We start from the raw sequence: 20303 nt of genomic DNA on the forward strand, positions 1-20303 counted from the left end.
TCTCTATAGCTGGTCGCCTTGGATCGTCCGCGCCTGCCGTTTGCGGGCGGCGATCTTCGGCGCGGCTGTCGACGGCGATCCGGCTTGCTGCAACTGCTCGATCACTGGAGCGAGCTGAGCGACGGTCGGCGTCATGAACAGGTCGCGCATCGGCAGGTCGACGCCAAATTCCTGGCGCACCCGGGTGATCAGCTGGATGCCGAGCATCGAGTGACCGCCGAGGTCGAAGAAGCTGTCCTCCACGCTGACCTGCTCCACCCCGAGCAGCCCGGCGCACAGCGCGGCCAGCCGTTCTTCCGTCTTCGTGCGCGGCGCCAGATACGGGCGGCGGCTGGCCAGTTGCTCCGCTTCCTGCGGCGCCGGCAAAGCGCGCAAGTCGACTTTGCCGTTTGGCGTGAGCGGAATGGCATCGAGCTTCACCCAAGCCTGCGGGATCATATAGGCCGGAAGCAGCCCCTCGAGGTGACTGCGCAGCACTGCGGCGTCAGGCAGGCTCTCCCCGGCGGCGACCAGATACGCGGCGAGCTGCTTCTGTCCCGGCTCGTCTTCGCGCACCGTCACCAGCGCGCTCTGCACGGCGGGATGGCTCGCCAGCGCCGCTTCGATCTCGCCCGGCTCGATGCGGAAGCCGCGGATCTTCACCTGCTTGTCGGCGCGTCCGGCAAATTGCAGCGTGCCGTCGGGAAGCAGGCGCACCAGATCGCCCGTCTTGTACAGCTTGGCGCCGGTGCGGAACGGATGCGGCACAAAAGCCTGCGCGGTCTGCTCCGGTCGGTTCAGGTAGCCGTGAGCGAGCCCGGCCCCGCCGATGTACAGCTCTCCGGTCACACCGGCCGGCACCGGGCGCAGATGGCGGTCGAGCACATAGACTTCCGTATGACCGATCGGCCGGCCGATCGGCACCGAGTTCTGCCCCGCCTCTTCCGGCTTGGTCATCACATGACAGCAGGCGAACGTCGTCGTCTCCGTCGGGCCGTAGCCGTTGACCAGACGGCCGTCGATCACCTTCAGCGCCTGCTGAACGTGCGGCAAGGACAAGGCGTCGCCGCCCGCCAGCAGTTGGCGAATCCCTTTCAGACCGTCCAGCTGATGCTCGACCATCTGGTGGAACAAGCCTGCGGTCAGCCACAGCGTCGTGACCTGTTCCCGTTGCAAAAATTGACCCAGCTCTTGCAGCGACGCCTGCTCCGGCGGATAGACGACGAGCAGCGCTCCGTTCAACAGCGCCCCCCAGATCTCAAACGTCGATGCGTCAAACGCGACCGGCGCGAACTGCAGGAACACGTCTTCGGCGGCAAACTGTACATAGTCGCTCGCTTTGACCAGGCGTACAATGCCGCGGTGCGGTGTCAGCACGCCTTTGGGCTGCCCGGTCGAGCCGGACGTGTACATCACGTAGGCGAGCGATTCCCCGCTCAGCGCCAGTTCAAGGTCGGCGCTGTCTTCCAGGGCCGATGCTTGCAGCGCCTGTTCGAGCGGCAGCACCTCGACATCGTGCTGCGGCAGGCTCGCGGCGAGCTGCGCCTGAGTCAGCAGCAGCTTCGCCCCGGTGTCTTCCAGCATGAAGCCCAGACGTTCTGCCGGGTAGGACACGTCGAGCGGCACGTACGCTGCGCCCGACTTGAGGATCGCCAGCATTGCGATGATCAGCTCAACCGAACGCTCGGCGCACAGGGCGACCCGATCGCCCGGCTGCACGCCGTGCGCTTGCAGGTGGCGGGCCAGTCGATTGGCCGCCGCGTTCAGCTCGGCATAGGCCAGCGTGTGCTGCCCCAACTTGACAGCCAGGCGCTCCGGCGTGGCGCGCACTTGTGCTTCGAACGCCGATTGCACCGTCGCGAAAGGCAGCTCGGCTGCGACGTCCGCTTGATGCTGGCCAAGCAGGCTCTCCGCTTCCGCAACGGTCAGCAGCGGCAGCCGGGACACCTCCTCCTCCCCGCCCTGCACGATGCTGTGCAGCAAGGTCTGGAAATGACGGCCCATCTGTTCGATCGTGCCGGCATCGAAAAGGTCGGCCATGTACTCAAACGAACCGCTCATGCCCGCAGCCGTCTCCTGCAGCGTCAAGGTCAGCTCGAACTTGGCCGTTTCGTTGTCCACTTCGAGCGGCGTCAACACAAGCTCCGGAAGCTCGGCCTGCTGCAGCGGCGCGTTCAGCACAAACATCGCCTGGAACAGCGGCGAACGGCTCGGATCGCGCTCCGGCTGCAGCTCTTCGACCAATCGTTCGAACGGCAGATCCTGATGGGCAAACGCGCCGAGCACCGTCTCGCGCACCTGCCCGGCCAGCGCGGCAAACGAAACATCTTCGGCAAACTGCGTGCGCATGACCAGCGTGTTGACGAAAAACCCGATCAGCGGTTCCAGTTCGCGGCGGCTGCGTCCCGCGACCGGCGTGCCGACCGCGATCTCCTCTTGGCCGCTGTAGCGGTGCAGCAAGGTCTGGAAGGCAGCGAGCAAAGTCATGTAAAGCGTGACATCCTGCGTGCGGCTCCAGGCTTTGACTTGCTCAGTCAGCTCCTGCGGGAGCGTGAACAAGACTTTCGCGCCGCGATGCGACAGCACCGGCGGGCGCGGCCGGTCGGCCGGCAGCTGCAGCGGCTCCAGACCGGACAGCGCTTGCTTCCAGTAGGTGAGCTGCGCAGTCAGCAGCTCCCCTTGCAGATGATCGCGCTGCCAGACCGCATAGTCGGCGTATTGCACGGGCAGCTCGGCGAGTTGCGGCGCTTCGCCTGTTGCGAAGGCGCTGTACAGCAACTGGAATTCCTGCACCAGAACGCCGGTCGACCAGCCATCCGACACGATGTGATGGAAGTTGAGCAGCAGGATGAACTCCGCACCGCTCAGTTGCAGCAGTTGGAAGCGCAACAGCGGCCCTTTTTCCAGATCAAAGGCGGTCTGTGCCTCCGCTTGGATCAGGCGCAGCGCTTCCGCTTCCCGTTCGGTCGGCGCGATGCTCTGCAGATCGCGGATCGGCAGTGTCTGCCGCTGTGCAGCGCCGATCACCTGCACCGGCCTGCCGTCCACTTCGCGGAAGGTGGTGCGCAGCGCTTCATGACGGGACATAATCTCGTGGATCGTCCGCTCCAGAGCTGCTGTGTCGACGGTGCCTTGCAGGCGCAGCGCGAACGGAATGTTGTACGCCGCACTGCCCGGCAGCACCCGGTCGATCACCCACATCCGCTGCTGTGCGAAGGACAGCGGCAACGGCTCGTTGCGCGGCGCTTTCTGAATCGCCGGGAGCAGGATCTGCTGTGCGCCTTCCTCGCCATGCAGCTCTTCGATCCGCATGGCGAGCTCCGCCACCGCCGGAGCTTCGAACAAGGTGCGCAGCGGAATGCGGATGCCAAACGCATCGTGCAGGCGCGCGATCACTTGCGCCGCCATCAGCGAGTGGCCGCCCAGTTCGAAAAAGTGGTCTTGGACGCCGACGCGCTCTGCGTTCAGCACGTCCGCATAGATCGCCGCGACCTTTTGCTCTGCTTCTGTGCCCGGCTCGACATAGGCGGCGCGGTCGATCTGGTCTGGCTCCGGTGCGGGCAGCGCTTGGCGGTCGACTTTGCCGTTTGGTGTGAGCGGCATCGTCTCGATCAGCACGAAGACGGACGGCACCATGTACTCGGGCAGCTTGTCTTTCAGGTAGCGGCGCAGGTCGCCGCTGGCCGGCGGAGTCGCTGCGTCTGCCACCACATAGGCGACGAGGCGCTTCTCGCCCGGCGCGTCTTCACGCGCCATGACGACGGTGTGCGCGACAGACGGATGGGCGGCCAACACCACTTCTACTTCGCCTGGCTCGACGCGCACGCCGCGGATCTTCACCTGATCGTCGTTGCGGCCAAGGAACTGCACCGCGCCGTCCGGGCGGAAGTACGCGCGGTCGCCCGTCTTGTACAGGCGGGTGCCCGGCTCGAACGGGTTCGGCAGGAAGGCTTGTTCCGTCAGGTCAGGTCGGTTCCAATAGCCCCGCGCCAACCCGACGCCGCCGTAGTAAATCTCACCGATCACGCCGACCGGAACCGGCTGGCGGTTGGCATCCAAGATGTAGAGCGTGTTGTTGGCAAACGGCTTGCCGATCGACACGATCTCGCCGTGGAGATCATCCGCTGTGCACAGGTGCACCGTCGAGTCGATCGACACTTCGGTCGCGCCGCACAGGTTGTACAGCTTGCGTCCGGGCAGGCGCTCTTGGAACAGCTGCCACAGCTCCGGGCGCAAGGCCTCCCCGCTGGAGACGGCGCTGCGCAGCGCGGAGAGCCGCTGTTCATCCTCCGGCGTGACCGCTTCGAGGAACAGGCGCAGCACGCTCGGCACGAACTGGATCAGCACCGCCTGCGTCTGGACTGCCGCTTCGAGGATCGCTTTCGGATCGCGGTGCAGCCCTGGCTCAAGCAGGGCGATGCGTCCGCCGGTCATCAGCGGCCAGAAGAACTCCACCGCCGAGTCGTCGAAGGTAAGCGTCGTTTTTTGCAACACGGTCTCGCCCGCCTGCAGCCCGTGCTCCTTTTGGTTCCAGATCATCCGGTTGACCCAGCCGCGGTGTTCGTTGGCGACGCCCTTGGGCTTGCCGGTCGAGCCGGAGGTGTAGTAGATCGAGACCAGATGGTGCGGCTGCACCGCGCTGTGCGGTTTGTCTGCCGGATGCGTTGCGATCTCAGCCCAGTCGCTGTCGAGGCAGACATAGCGGGCGCGCTCCGAAGGCAGTCCGCTCATGAGATGCGACTGCGTCAGACACACTGCCGCTTGCGCTTCCTCCAGCAGTTGACCGATGCGGTCTTGCGGCGCTTCTGTGTCCACCGGGACGAAGGCGCCGCCCGCTTTCAGCACACCGACCAAGGCGACGACCAGCTCCAGCGAGCGCTCGACGCACACGCCGACCGGCACGTCCGGGCCGACGCCCATCGCTTGCAGATGATGGGCCAGCTGGTTGGCGCGTTGCTCCAGCTCTCGGTAGGTCAACTCCTCCTCGCCGTAGACTGCGGCGATCAGGTCGGGCGTGCGCGCCACCTGCTCTTCAAACAGGTGGTGCAGGCAGATGTCCTCGGGGAGTTCCACGCGGGCGTCGTTCCACTCGACCAGCATCTGCTGCCGCTCTTCGGCGGTCAGCAGCGGCAGGTCGCCGACGGTCAGCGCCTCCTGCCGGACAAATCCTTCCAGCACGTTCAGCAAGTGTCCGGTCATGCGCTGGATCGTCGCCGCTTCGAACAGATCGGAGTTGTATTCGAACGAACCGACAAGCGCTCGCCCCCGCTCTTCCATCGTCAGCGTCAGGTCGAACTTGGCGATCGTCGGGGCGATCTGCACAGGCGAGACGCGCACGCCGGCCAGTTCTTGTTTTGGCATCGGCGTGTTTTGCAGCACGAACATCACTTGGAACAGGGGCGACAAGCTCATGTCGCGCTCCGGCTGCAGCTCTTCGACCAGGCTGTCGAACGGCACGTCCTGATGGGCAAAAGCGCCGAGCGCCGTCTTCCGGACACGGCTCAGCAGTTCCCCGACCGCCGGATTGCCCGACAGGTCGGTGCGCATGACTAGCGTGTTGACGAAAAAGCCGATCAGCTCTTCCAACTCGCGCTTGTTCCGCCCCGCCACCGGCGTGCCGACAACGATGTCGCTCTGCCCGCTCCAGCGGTGGAGCAAGGTCTGGAAAGCGGCGAGCAAGGTCATATACAAGGTGGCATCATGGCGGCGGGACAGCTCCTTCAGCCCGGCGGTCAGCTTTTCAGACAGCGCAAAAGAGACGGTGGCGCCGCGATGCGTTTGGCGCGCCGGGCGCGGATGGTCCGTCGGCAGCTGCAGCACGGTCAGCTCTCCGCCGAGACGCTGTTTCCAATAGCTCAGCTGGTCGTCGAGGACGCCGGCAGCCAGCCATTCTTTCTGCCATACCGCATAGTCGGCGTACTGCACGGGCAGGTCGGCCAATGGCGACAGCGCCTCGTTGGCAAACGCCCGATACAGGGCGGACACTTCCCGCACCATCACGCCGGACGACCAGCCGTCCGAAATGATGTGGTGGATGTTGAACAGCAACACGTGTTCCTGCCTGCCCGTTTGCAGCAGGCGGAAGCGAACCAGCGGGCCGGTGCGGAGGTCGAACAGATGCTGCTCCTCCTCCTGCACGATCCCGGCGATCTCTTCCTCGCCCACGACCTGCGGGGTCAACGCGTACGGCAAGGCCGGGCCAATCACCTGTACCGGCTGGCCGTCCTGCACGTCAAAGCTGGTGCGCAGCACTTCATGGCGGCCGATCAGCTCCGACACGGCCCGTTCGAGCGCCTGCACATCCAGCTCGCCTTCCAGTCGGATCGCAAACGGAATGTTGTAGGCGTGGCCCTCCTCGAGCAGCGCGTCGAGCAGCCACAGGCGCTGCTGCGCGAAGGACAGCGGCACCGGCTCGTTGCGCGGCGCTTTCCGGATCTCCGGAAGCAGGATCTGCTGTGCGCCTTCTTCGCCTTGCAGCTCTTCGATCCGCATGGCGAGCTCCGCCACCGCCGGAGCTTCGAACAAGGTGCGCAGCGGAATGCGGATGCCAAACGCATCGTGCAGGCGCGCGATCACTTGCGCCGCCATGAGCGAGTGGCCGCCCAGTTCGAAAAAGTGGTCTTGGGCGCCGACGCGCTCTGCGTTCAGCACGTCCGCATAGATCGCGGCGACCTTTTGCTCCGCTTCCGTGCCCGGCTTGACATAGGCGGCGCGGTCGATCTGGTCTGGCTCCGGTGCGGGCAACGCTTGGCGGTCGACTTTGCCGTTTGGTGTGAGCGGCATCGTCTCGATCAGCACGAAGATGGACGGCACCATGTACTCGGGCAGCTTGTCTTTCAGGTAGCGGCGCAGGTCGCCGCTGGTCGGCGGAGTCGCTGCGTTTGCCACCACATAGGCGACGAGGCGCTTCTCGCCCGGCGCGTCTTCCCGCGCCATGACGACGGTGTGCGCGACAGACGGATGGGCGGCCAGCACCACTTCTACTTCGCCCGGCTCGACGCGCACGCCGCGAATCTTCACCTGGTCGTCGTTGCGGCCAAGGAACTGCACCGCGCCGTCCGGTCGGAAGTACGCGCGGTCTCCCGTCTTGTACAGGCGGGTGCCCGGCTCGAACGGGTTCGGCAGGAAGGCTTGTTCCGTCAGGTCAGGACGGTTCCAATAGCCCCGCGCCAACCCGACGCCGCCGTAGTAAATCTCGCCGATCACGCCGACCGGAACCGGCTGGCGGTTGGCATCCAAGATGTAGAGCGTGTTGTTGGCAAACGGCTTGCCGATCGATACGATCTCGCCGTGGAGATCATCCGCTGTGCACAGGTGCACTGTCGAGTCGATCGACACTTCGGTCGCGCCGCACAGGTTGTACAGCTTGCGTCCGGGCAGGCGCTCTTGGAACAGCTGCCACAGCTCTGGGCGCAAGGCCTCCCCGCTGGAGACGGCGCTGCGCAGCGCGGAGAGCCGCTGTTCATCCTCCGGCGTGACCGCTTCGAGGAACAGGCGCAGCACGCTCGGCACGAACTGGATCAGCACCGCCTGCGTCTGGACTGCCGCTTCGAGGATCGCTTTCGGATCGCGGTGCAGGCCCGGCTCAAGCAGGGCGATGCGTCCGCCGGTCATCAGCGGCCAGAAGAACTCCACCGCCGAGTCGTCGAAGGTAAGCGTCGTTTTTTGCAACACGGTCTCGCCCGCCTGCAGTCCGTGCTCCTTTTGGTTCCAGATCATCCGGTTGACCCAGCCGCGGTGTTCGTTGGCGACGCCTTTGGGCTTGCCGGTCGAGCCGGAGGTGTAGTAGATCGAGACCAGATGGTGCGGCTGCACCGCGCTGTGCGGTTTGTCTGCCGGATGCGTTGCGATCTCAGCCCAGTCGCTGTCGAGGCAGACATAGCGGGACCGTTCCTCCGGCAGTCCGCTCATGAGATGAGACTGTGTCAGGCATACCTCAGCCTGCGCTTCCTCCAGCAGTTGACCGATGCGGTCTTGCGGCGCTTCTGTGTCCACCGGGACGAAGGCGCCGCCCGCTTTCAGCACACCGACCAAGGCGACGACCAGCTCCAGCGAGCGCTCGACGCACACGCCGACCGGCGTATCCGGGCCGACGCCCATCGCTTGCAGATGATGGGCCAGTTGGTTGGAACGTCGCTCCAGCTCTCGATAGGTCAACTCCTGCTCGCCATAGACAGCGGCGATCAGGTCCGGCGTGCGCGCCGCCTGCTCTTCAAACAAGTGGTGCAGGCAGATGTCCTCAGGGAACTCCACGCGGGTGTCGTTCCACTCGACCAGCATCTGCTGCCGCTCTTCGGCGGTCAGCAGCGGCAGGCTGACCAGCGGCGCGTCGGGCGATTCGGCAGCTGCCGCCAACAGCTCCAGGTAATGGCCGATCATCCGCTCGATCGTCGCCCGCTCAAACAGATCGGCGTTATATTCCAGCTGGCCGGTCACCCCGTGCTCCCGCTCTTTCAGGTTGACGGTCAGATCAAACATCGCCGCACCGCTGTCGATCGACAGCGGTTCAAACGCCAGTTCCGGCAGTTCCAGCCGGGCGGTCGGCGCATTTTGCAGGTCGAACATCACTTGGAACAGCGGCGCATGGCTCATGCTGCGCACCGGCTGCAGCTCGTCGACCAGCCGCTCAAACGGCACATCCTGATGCGCCAGCGCATCGAGGGTCACATCGCGCACGCGGGTGAGCAGTTCGCGATAGCTCGGCCGCCCCGTCAGATCGCTGCGCAAAACGACCGTATTGACGAAAAAGCCGATCAGGTCTTCCACCGCCCGCGCTTTGCGTCCGGCCACCGCTGAGCCGACCAGGATGTCCTCCTGCCCGGTATACCGGCTAAGCAGCGCTTTGAAGGCGGTCAGCAAGCCCATGTACAGCGTGGCGCCCGCTTCCCGGCTCAAAGCGCCGATTTCCTCCGAAAGCGCTTTGGGGATGGTAAATTCCAGCGTCTCGCCGCGCGTGGTCTGCACAGGCGGGCGCGGATGGTCGAGCGGCAATTGCAGCACGGGCAGATCACCTTGCAACTGCTGCTTCCAGAAGGTCAGCTGCTCGTCGAGCACGCCGCCTGCCAGCCACTGTTTCTGCCACGCCGCGTAATCGGCATAGCGAACAGCAAGCGGCGGCAGGGCGAGCGCTTTACCTTCCGCATTAGCGCCGTACAGCTCGGCGAGCTCGCGCAGGAAGATGTGGAACGACCAGCCGTCCCAGATGATGTGGTGGACGGTGAACAGGAGCACGTGCTCCTCCCCGCTCAGCTTGAGCAGGCGCAGGCGCAAAAGCGGTGCCTTGGCCAGATCGAACGGCGCTTCTGCCGTCTCGCGAGCCAGCCGCCGCAGCTCAAGCTCCTGATCGGCAACGCCTTGCAGGTCGATCTCCGGCAGGTCGATCTCCGCCCGTTCGGCGATCACCTGCACCAGGCGCTCCTTCACCGTCGCAAACGTCGTGCGCAGTGACTCATGGCGCTCGACAAGCGTCGCCAGCGCGCGCTGCAACGCGTGTCGGTCCAGACGGCCGCTCAGCTTCATCGCAGCCGGAATGTGGTACGCCGTGCTCTCCGGCTCCAACTGGTGTAAGAACCACAAGCGCTGCTGCGCGAACGACAGCTCGTAGTGCGACCGCTCCGGCAAAGACGGGATCACCAGTTCCCCGCCTTGCCCCTGCAGGCGGTCGAGGTAGGCTGCCTGCGCTTCCAGCGTGCTGTGGGCAAAAAGGTCTTTGTACTCCGCTTCGATGCCCAGACGATCGCGCAGACGGGTCTGCAATTGGATCACCGACAGCGAATCGCCGCCGAGCCGGAAAAAGTCGCTCTGGCGCTGCAGGTCGCCTGCGCCGAGCAGTTCCTCCCAGAGCTGGGCCAGTTGCTGTTCGGCAGCGGTCGCGAACGTCTTGCGCCGCTCCGGCGTCAGTTCCGCCGTCAGCGTCACTGCCGCTTCTGCATGGGCAGAGGTCAGTTGTGCCGTCTGCGGCAGGCGGTCGGTGTGAATCCAATAGGATTTCCGCTGGAACGGATAGGTCGGCACATGCACGCGACGGCGCGGATACTCGCGATCCAGCGCCGGGAAATCCAGCGCATAGCCGCGCGCCCACAGTTCGCCAAGCTGTGACAAGAGCGCCTGCCAGTCATCCTGGCCCCGCTGCAACGTCCCGACGGCGATCTGGTCGCGGCGGCAGACTTTTGCCGCCAGCCGCGTCAAGACCGGATGCGGGCCGACTTCCAGCAGCACGCCGATGTCATCCGTGGTCGACAGCAGGTGCAGCCCTTTTTCAAACTGCACCGCCTCGCGCAGATGCTGCACCCAGTAGGCGGCCGTAAGCACCGTCCCTTCCAGCTTCGCTCCGTTCAGGTTGGAGATGAGCGGAATCTGCAGCGGCTTGAACTCGATGCCCGAGGCGAATTTTTCAAACGCTTCCAGCATCGGCTCCATCAGCGGCGAGTGGAACGCATGCGACACCGGCAGCCGTTTAAACGCGGTGCCTTCCTGCTCCAGCCGGGCGCACAGCGTCTCGACCTCGGCGATGTCGCCGCTGAACACCATCTCCGAGGTGCTGTTCACCGCTGCGATCGACACGCGGGTCAGCCCCTTCAGCGCACAGAGCGCGTTCATCACGCCGATCCTTGCCGACACCATTGCGCCGCGCGGACAGAGGTCGCGCATCATGCGGCCGCGCGCCGCCACCAGCTTCAAGGCATCGGCAAGCGTGAGCGCCCCGGACAGGCAGGCCGCCACATATTCGCCCAAGCTGTGCCCGATCAGTACATCAGGCCGGATGCCAGCGGAGAACAGCAGCTGAGCGAGCGCATATTCCAGCGCGAACAAGGCCGGTTGCGTGATGTGCGTCTCTTGCAGCTCTTGTTCAAAGGCCGGATCAAACAGATAGTCGAGCAGCCCGCGTTCCAATTCTCCCTCCAGCAGGGCCGCACACTCGTCGAGCGCGCGACGGAACACGTCGGAGGAAGCGTACAGTTCACGCCCCATGCCGCTGTGCTGCGATCCTTGTCCGGTGAAAAGAAACGCCGTTTTGGCGCCCGGAGCCAAATTGGCTTCGGCGATCTCCGCCCCGTGTTCGGCCAGAGCGGCACACTGTGCGGCCAACTGCTCCCGGCTGCCCGCGGACAGTGCGAACCGGTGCGGGAACACCGGCCCGGTCTGCAGCGTATAGGCGAGGTCGCCGAGGCGTTGTGCCGGTTCGCGCTCCAGATGGCGCAGCAGGTTGGACGCCGCCTGGCGCACAGCCGCTTCGCTGTTTGCCGAGAGCGGGAACAGATGATGGCTTCGGTCTTTCACAAGTGGTGCGCTCCTTTCCGGCGATTGTTCCAAGATCACATGCGCGTTGGTGCCGCCGATGCCGAACGAGGACACGCCGGCGCGGCGCGGACTGCCGTCCGTCTCCCATTTCGCAAGCGCTTCATTCACATAAAACGGCGTGTTGGCAAAGTCGATCTGCGGGTTCTCCTTCCGATAGTTCAAGCTCGGCGGAATCACCCCGTGCTTGACGGCCAGCGCCGCTTTGATCAGCCCGGCGATACCGGCCGCCGTGTCGAGATGGCCGATGTTCGTCTTCACCGACCCCAGCGCGCAGAATTGACGGCGCTCCGTCCCGGCCGCAAACACCTCCGTCAAGGCGCGGATCTCCATCGGATCGCCCAGCTGTGTGCCGGTGCCGTGCGTTTCCAAATAGGTGATGCTCTCCGGGTGCACACCGGCCGCCTCCTGCGCCATGCGGATCACTTCCGCCTGGCCGCCAATCGAAGGAGCGGTGTAGCCGATCTTCACGTTGCCGTCGTTGTTCAGCGCTGTGCCTTTGATCACCGCATAGATCGCGTCCCCGTCGCGCTCCGCATCCTGCAGGCGCTTCAGCAGCACGACGCCGCAGCCGTTGCCCGGCACCGTGCCTGACGCGTCCTTGTCGAACGCGCGGACATGCCCGTCGGCCGACAGGATGAAGTTCGGCTCATAGACATACCCGGTCTTCTGCGGCACGCTGATCGCCACACCTCCGGCCAGCGCGTAGTCCGTATCGCCGCCGAGCAGGCTTTTGCACGCCAGATGAACGGCGACCAGCGAGGTCGAGCAGGCCGTGTCGACGGCGATGCTCTCCCCGGTCAGATTCAGCTTGTACGAGACGCGGGTCGGCAAAAAGCGCGGCTGGTTGGCGGTCGACGCCTGATAGATCTCGCTGACCGACGAGCCGTACATCGCCGGCAGATACTGCGACGGCGAAGCGCCGGCGTACAAGCTGACCCGGCCCGGCATCGCGCGCGGGTCGTAACCGGCGTTCTGCATCGCCTGATAGGCGCATTCCAGAAAGATCCGGTGCTGCGGGTCGAGCAGCCGCGCTTCTTGCGCAGAAATACCGAAAAACGCTGCGTCAAACTGATCGATATCTTCCAAAAACGCGCCGGAGCGCACCAGTTTGCGCCTTGCCGCCGGGTCCTGATGGAACCACGCAGCTTCCAGCTCTTCGTCGGCAATCTCGCGCACCGACTCCAGCCCCCCGGTCAAGTTCGCCCAGAACTCATACACATCGTCCGCATCGGGCAGGCGCAGACCGATCCCGACGATGGCGATGTCGCGCTCTTCCGCCGCCTGCGGCGCGTGTGCGGCCCGCTGTTTCGTCTGACCGGCTCCTTGTGAGCGCCGCCCGATCTCTTCTGCGAGCAGGTGGACGGTCGGGTACTGGAACAGCTCGACGATCGGCACGTCTGCCTGCAGCTCCGCTTGGAGCAGATCATGCACGCGCACCAGCAGCAGGGAATGACCGCCGATGTCAAAAAAGTTGTCGTAGAGGCCGACCTGCTCCCGCTCCAAGACGCGCGCCCAGATCCCGGCCACCTTTTGCTGCAGCTCGGTCTCGGGCATTCTGCCGCGCGGTTTGGCCGCTCCTTGCACCGGGTGCTGTTGCAAGGCCCGGCGGTCGATCTTGCCGTTCGGGGATAATGGCAGCCGGGGCAGCAGCACCAGATGGGCCGGCAGCAGATGTGCCGGGAGCCTGGCTTGCAAAAACTCCTTCAGCGCAGCCGGAGCCAGCGCTTCCTCCGAGGTGTAAAACGCCGCCAGCTCCAAATTGCCGTCCGGGCCGGTGCGCGTGACCACCGCCGCCGCTGTCACCGCCTCGTGGCGGGCCAGCATCTGCTCCACTTCCCCGAGTTCGATGCGGAAGCCGCGCACCTTCACCTGCGAGTCGATCCGGCCGAGGTACTCGATGTTCCCATCAGGCAGCACCCGCGCCAAGTCGCCCGTCTTGTACATCCGGCCGCCCGGCTCCTGCGTGTTCGGCAGGAAGGCGGCTGCCGTCTGCTCCGGCTTGTTGTGATACCCTTCTGCCAGCTGCACGCCGGCGATGTACAGTTCGCCTTTGACGTTGACCGGACAGCGCTGCCCGGCTTTGTCCAGCACATACAGCCTGGTGTTGGCGATCGGCTTGCCGATCAGCACGTTGCCCGCAGGCTTCTCCTCCAGCACCGAGCAGGACACGTCGACCGCCGCTTCGGTCGGGCCGTAGAGGTTGGCGATCTTCGCCCCCTGCGGATACAGGTCAAACCACTGCCCCACCGTCGGCGCCGGCAGCGCTTCCCCGCTGGTGATCACCCAGCGCAAGGCGGGCAGTTGGCGCTTGGCGGCTTCAACCTGTTTCATCACCCCGGCGAACATCGCGAACAGAGACGGCACGAAATGGATCACCGACACCTGCTCGTCCTGCAGATGGCGCAAGAGCGCATACGGGTCTTTCACCGTTGCGGGCGGGATCACCGTCACGGCGGCCCCGTGGCGATGCGCCCAGAACAGCTCCCAGACTGACACGTCAAAACAGACCGACGTGCGCTGTGCCACCACATCGTCCGGCACGGCCGCAAACTGCTCCTGATGCCAGCACAGGCGGTTGACGATGGCGCGATGCGTGATCCGCACGCCTTTCGGGTTGCCGGTGGAGCCGGACGTGTAGATCATGTAGGCGAGATCATCGGGCTGGCTTATCGCATCAGGGGCTGCATCCGGCTGGACGCGCACATCCGCTTCGGTCAGCACCGACGATGCGCCGTTCCCGGCCGGCTGCACCGCCGCCGCATCTGCTGCTCCCAGCACGACCAACGTCTGCAGCCCGTCCGTTCCGGCCAGCATATCTTGGGCTGCCGGAAGATGAGCCGCTTCGGTGAGCAGTGCTTTGATCCCGCTGTCTTGCGCCATGTAGCGCACGCGCTCCACCGGATAGTCCGGGTCGATCGGCACATAGGCCGCCCCGGCCTTGAGAATGCCGTACAGTGCGGAGAACAGATCGGTCTGCCGCGTCATGAACAGCCCGACCAGATCACCGCGCCCGATGCCCTGCGCCTGCAGCAGCTGCGCGATCTGATTGGAGCGTGCGTGCAGTTCCCCATAGGTCATCGCGCCGCCTGCGCCGCACAGCGCCAGCCGGTCAGGATGTCCCTCCGCCTGGCGGGCAAACGGCACGAGCAGCGTTTCGTCCAGCTCGTAGTCGCGCACCGTGTCGTTCATCGCGGTGAACACCGCTTCGTCCAGCTCGGCCGCCATGATCGGCAGCTCGTCGAGCGCGGTGTCCGGCCCGGCGGCGATCGCCTGCAGCAGCACCTGATAGTGCGCGGCAAACCGCTCCGCCGTCCCGGCGTCGAAGAGGTCAACGTTGTATTCGATCGTGCCGGATACGCCGCCCGCCTCTTCCAGCAGGTTGAACGTCAGGTCGAATTTGGCCGCGCCGAGGTCAAGGCGGATCAGTTCCAGCTGCAGCCCGCCGAGCTGCGCGCCGGCGACCGGGTTCTTCAGCAGGTCGAACATCACTTGGAACAGGGGGGAATAGGCGGTGTTGCGCGTTTTCAAAAGCTCATCGACCAGCGCTTCAAACGGCGTCTCCTGATGGGCGTAGGCGTCGAGCGCCGTGTTTTTGACCGCGCGCAGCAGCGAGCGGAACGACTGACCGCCTTCGACTTGGCTGCGCATGACCAGCGTGTTGACGAACACGCCGATCATCCCCGCCGTCTCGCTTTGGCTGCGCCCGGCGATCGGCGAGCCGACCAACAGGTCGGTCTGCCCCGTGTAGCGGTAGAGCAGGGTCTTAAAAGCGGCGAGCAGGGTCATGTACAGCGTCGCCCCTTCTTCGCGTCCGAGCTGCTCCAGCCGGGCGATCGCCTCCTGCGGCAGCGCAAAGCGGTGCAGGGCGCCGCGATACGTCTGCACGCGCGGACGCGGACGGTCGGTCGGCAGCTCCAGTACGGGCAGTTCGCCCCCGAGCTGTTGTTTCCAATAGGCAAGCCGCTCGCCATCCGCCTGCCCCGCCTGCGCCTGCTGCCACACAGCAAAATCGGCGTACTGCAGGGGCAGTTCGTCGAGCTGCGGCACCCGTCCCGCCGCCAGCGCTTCATAGCAGACGGCAAACTCGCGGATCAGCAGGTCGAGCGACCAGCCGTCCGCCGCGATATGATGCACCATCAGGAACAGCACATGCTCCTGCTCCCCCATCCGCAGCAGCGTGGCGCGCAGCAGCGGGCCGGCCGACAAGTCGAAAGAGTGACCTGCCTCCAAGGTGGCCAGGCGCTGCATCTCCGCTTCCCGCGCCGCAGCAGGCAGCGGGGTCAGATCGGTTTCGGCCCAGTGAAACGCCGCCTCGGCAGCCGGAAGCTGCAGCGCCGTCCCGTCGACGGTCACAAACACGGTGCGCAGCGCTTCATGGCGCTCGACGACCGCTTGCAGGCTGTCCCGCACCAGCGCCGCATCGAGCTGTCCGGTCAGCCTGACAGCATTCAAAATGTTATAGGCGGGATTCCCCGGCTCCAGCCGGTCCAAGAACCACAGCCGGCGCTGGGCAAAGGAAAGCGGCACAGGTCCACCCTCCTGCCGCTTGGGAATCTGCGGTTTGCGCTCGGCCGCCGCCGTTTTGCCGCGCAGCCTCTCTTCCAGCAGCCGCTGCTGCTCAGGGGTCAGCCCGGCCCGTTTTTTCACGCGATCCAGACCTTTATCCATCATCTTCCCTCCGTCTGTTGCAAGATCTGTTCGATCAATAGTTCTTCCACTTTCTCCGCCACATCGGCCACCGTGTTCGCTTCAAACAGCAAGCGCAAGGACAAGTCGATCTCAAACACGTCGCGCAGCCAGGTCACGAACTTGGTCGCGAGCAGCGAGTTGCCGCCAAGATCAAAGAAGTTGTCGTACACGCCGACCTGCCCGATGCCCAAGAGTTCCTGCCATTGTTCGGCGATGCGCTGCTCCGTCTCGTCGCGCGGCGCAACATAGGCGGTCAGCAGCTGGGGACGGGCATGCCGGGTCAGCTCCGCGACCTCCGGAGCCGCCTGACCTGTTGCCTCCGTCTCGAACGTCGTCCACGTCTTCAGCGCCTGCGCCAGATCGTCATACGACGCGGCCAGCGGCACGACCGGATCGAGCGACAAAGCGCGCTCCAAGCTTTCTCCGATCTGTTCCAGCGTCTTGGCATCCCAGTTCACCGTGATCCAAGGCACGCTCCCCCGCTCGTTTTGCTGCAGGGCGAACGCGTCGAGGAACTGGTGTGCCGCCGTGTACAGCGCCGTGCCCAGTCCGCCGAGCACGGTGACCAGCGAGGAAGCGAGCAGGCAAAAGTCGACCGGGTGCTGCTGCACCAGCCGCTCCAGCGCATAGAGCGCCCGCACTTTCGGGCCAAAATGCTTGTCGCCGTCTGCCGCGGTCAGCTCGGGAATCAGATCGAGCGCCCGCTCTCCGCTGACGCCGGCGGCGTGAAAAATGCCGTGCACCGCTCCGAACCGCGCGCAGGCGGCCGCATACGCCGCCTGGAGCGCCGCTTCGTCGGTGACGTCGGCGGCGATTACCTGCACGTTGGCGCCAAGGCGCTCCAGCGCGGCGACGTGCGCTCCGTCTGCTGCGGAGCGGGAGAGCAGCGCGAGGTTGACCGGTAGGCGTTCGGCCAGCCACAGCCCGATTTTGGCCCCGAGGAAACCGAAACCGCCGGTGATCAGATAGGTGCCGTTATCGCGCAGGCGCGGTGCGGGAAGCAGGTGGGACGGAGCCAGCGTTTCGTGCTCCTGCACCAGCCGTTTGCCGCCGCGATAGGCGATCAGGCGCGCCGGGCTCCCCGCCGCCGCTTCGTTCGCCAGCAGCGCGGCCGACTTTTCAGAAAGCGGCATGTCGACCGCCCGGCAGGTGATGTTGCGGTACTCCTGCGGGATGACTTTGCACGCGCCAAGCACTGCAGCACGCTCCGGCACGAGCACATCGCGGCTGTCGACCTGCACCAGGCCGCTGCCGACCGCCCACAGATCGAGCTCTGCGGTGACGGCCGCCCGGCCCAACGCCTGTGCGAGGTACAAGAGTGGGAACAGCCCGCGCCCGGCAGCGTCTGCAAAGCGTTCCGCCGCTTCCTTGCGCCATCCGCCGAGATGGAAGATGGCGTTTGGGATGCGCCCGTCCTGCTTCAGTCCGCGGATCAGCGCAGCATACCCTTCTGCGGTTTCCTCCAGCTCCACGCCCGGCTGCAGCGCGGTCACGTCGCTGCCCCGCTCCTGCAGCGCCCGGATCAGCGCTGCGCTTTCCGGACCTGCTTCCGCGATCACCAGCACACGCTCCGGAGCTGCTGCGCGCTGTACGGCCGGCTGCACCTGTTTCCAGACCGGCGTATAGAACCACTCGTACGGCAGACGCGCCGGCGCGACTGTGGAGGCTGCAAATGCCTGTACGCCCTTCAGCGGCTCCACCCAATACCGCACGCGTTCAAACGGATAGGTCGGCAGCGGGACGCGGCGGCGCGCTTCGCAAGCGGCATACGCCACCCAGTCGACCGTGCCTCCGTACAGCCAATATTTGCCGAGCGCGCCGAGCAAGAAAGCCACGTCCGACTCCGCTTCTTTCACATGGCGCAGCAACGGGATCGCCGTGGCGCCCGGGCTGTTCTGCACAGCATACCCGGACAGCGTTTTGCCGGGCCCGACTTCGAGCAGCACCGGATTGTCGGCAGCCAGCAGCGTCTGCATCCCCTCAGCAAAACGGACCGTTTCGCGCAAATGGCGCGCCCAATAGTCCGGATCGACCGCCTGTTCCGCCGTGATCCACGTCCCGGTGACGTTGGAGATAAACGGAATCTGCGGAGCTTGCAAAGCAAACGAGCCGACCAGTTGCAGGAAGTCTGTCAGGATGCTGTCGATCAGCGGCGAGTGGCCTGCCCGGTCGAGATGCACGGGGGAGGCTTTCACCCCTTGTTGTTCCAGTTCGGCTGCGATCCGGTCGATCTCACCCGGCTCGCCGGACAGCACGCATTGCGCCGGCGCGTTGACGGCGGCGAGGCTGACCGAGCCGCTCTCATAGCGGCCCGCTTCCGCTTCCGGCAGCGCGACAGCTAGCATCTTGCCCGGCACCATCTTGTGAAACAGCTGTCCGCGCAGCGCGACGAGGCGCAGCGCCTCTTCCAGCGTAAAGACACCGGCCAGACACGCCGCCGTATATTCGCCCACGCTGTGCCCGATCATCGCATCGGGGCGAACGCCGAAGGAGAGCAGCAGCTCGCCCAAAGCGTACTCGATGACAAACAGGGCGACCTGCGCCACTTCGGTCTCGTACAGCGAGCGTCCCGTCTCGGCAAACACGATGTCCCGCAGATCGTAGCCTGTGAGCGGCATCAACAGCTCCGCACAGCGGTCGACCGCGGCGCGGAACACCCCTTCCGACTCGTACAGCTCCCGCGCCATCTGAGGATATTGGCTGCCGGTGCCGGGGAACAAAAAGGCGGTCTTGCTGCGCGGCGCATCCTGATGGTAGCTGAAGACCCGCTTCGGATCGCGCGCTTTCAGCGTCCGCGCAGCATCTTCTGCCGATCGGCAGACCACCGCCAGCCGGTGAGCGAACGCTTTGCGCCCGACCTGCAGCGTGTAGGCGGCATCGGCGAACGGGATCTGCGGCTGACGTTCCAGATACTCAACCAAACGGTCGGCAGAATGTTGCAAAGCAGAAGCCGTTTTCGCCGACAGCACCAACAGCTGATAGGGGCGCCCCGGCGTCCCCTCTGCTGCAGGCGGCGCTTCTTCCAGCACCACATGCGCGTTCGTGCCGCCAAAGCCGAACGAGCTCACCCCGGCCCGGCGCGGCATACTGCTCTCTGGCCACGGGCGTGTGACGGTGTCCATGCAAAACCAGCTCGGCCAGTTCAATTTCGGGCTCGGCGTTTGGAAGTTCAGCGTGCCGGGCAGCGTTTTGGTATACAGCGCCAGCACCGCTTTGATCAGTCCGGTGACGCCGGAAGCGGCGTCGAGATGGCCGATGCTGCTCTTCACAGCGCCCAGCACCAAGGGCGAGCCGTCCGGACGCTCGGTGAACACATCGGTCAGCGCGGCGATCTCGATCGGATCGCCCAGCGCCGTCCCGGTGCCGTGCGTCTCCAGCAGGCCGATGCTCTCCGGCTCCACCCCGGCGACAGACAGCGCCTCCTCGATCACCGCCGCCTGCGCATCGGCGCTTGGTGCGGTAAATCCGACTTTGCGCGCGCCGTCATTGTTGACGGCCGAGCCTTTGATCACGGCGTAGATCGTGTCGCCGTCCGCCTCCGCGTCTTCATAGCGCTTCAGCACGACAACGCCCGCGCCGCTGCCAAACACCGTGCCGTCTGCCGCCGCGTCAAACGGCTTGACCCGCCCGTCGCGCGACACCATGCCGCCTTCGCTGTGCAGGTATCCGCTCGTCTGCGGCACCGCGACGGTCACACCGCCGGCCAGCGCCATGTCGCACTCCATGCTGAGCAGGCTCTGGCACGCGAGGTGCACCGCGACCAGCGAGGTCGAGCAGGCGGTTTGGACGCTGACCGCCGCTCCTTTCAGGTTCAGCTTGTAGGCGGCGCGGGTGGCGAGATAGTCCTTGTCGCCTGCGACCATGATCGGCACTTCGCCGGCCGATTCGACCAGCGCGCGGTTCGGCAGCACATTGCGCAGCAGATAGCGGTTCATCCCCGCCCCGGCGTACAGCGAGATCCTTCCGTCATAGCGCTCCGCATCCCAGCCGCTCCGCTCCAGCGCTTCCCATGCGACCTCCAAAAACAGGCGCTGTTGCGGATCGAGCAGTTCCGCCTCCCGCGGGCTGTACCCGAAAAAGGCGGCGTCAAACCCTTCCGCATCCGGCAGCACAGGAGCTGCTTTCACATAATTGGGGTTGTGCAGCAGCGCTTCGTCCACGCCGGCTGCCAGCAGCTCCTCGTCTGTAAACTGCGTGATGCCCTGCTTCCCCGCACACAGATTGCTCCAAAACTCCTCCACATCGGCCGCTTGTGGAAAACGGCCCGACATCCCGACGATGGCGAGATCCGCACTGCGGTCGATTCCAGCAAATTGATCCACGTCTTTCCCCTC

Annotated in this window: 2 protein-coding genes; both read right to left on the reverse strand. The window is 65.3% G+C overall.

The genetic code is table 11. The annotated features are described in order from the left end of the window. Positions 1–3: 3 nt before the first annotated feature. The gene (locus EV586_RS02580) at positions 4–15948 is read right to left on the reverse strand and encodes a non-ribosomal peptide synthetase/type I polyketide synthase (RefSeq protein WP_165898182.1); all 15945 of its coding nucleotides are present in this window, start codon (positions 15946–15948) and stop codon (positions 4–6) included. Further along, positions 15948–20291, reverse strand: coding sequence for a type I polyketide synthase (locus tag EV586_RS02585; RefSeq protein WP_132943505.1), 4344 nt, complete (start codon positions 20289–20291; stop codon positions 15948–15950). The genes EV586_RS02580 and EV586_RS02585 overlap by 1 nt, the downstream gene beginning before the upstream one ends. Positions 20292–20303 lie beyond the last annotated feature (12 nt).

This window comes from Tumebacillus sp. BK434 (assembly GCF_004340785.1).
GTDB lineage: Bacteria > Bacillota > Bacilli > Tumebacillales > Tumebacillaceae > Tumebacillus_A.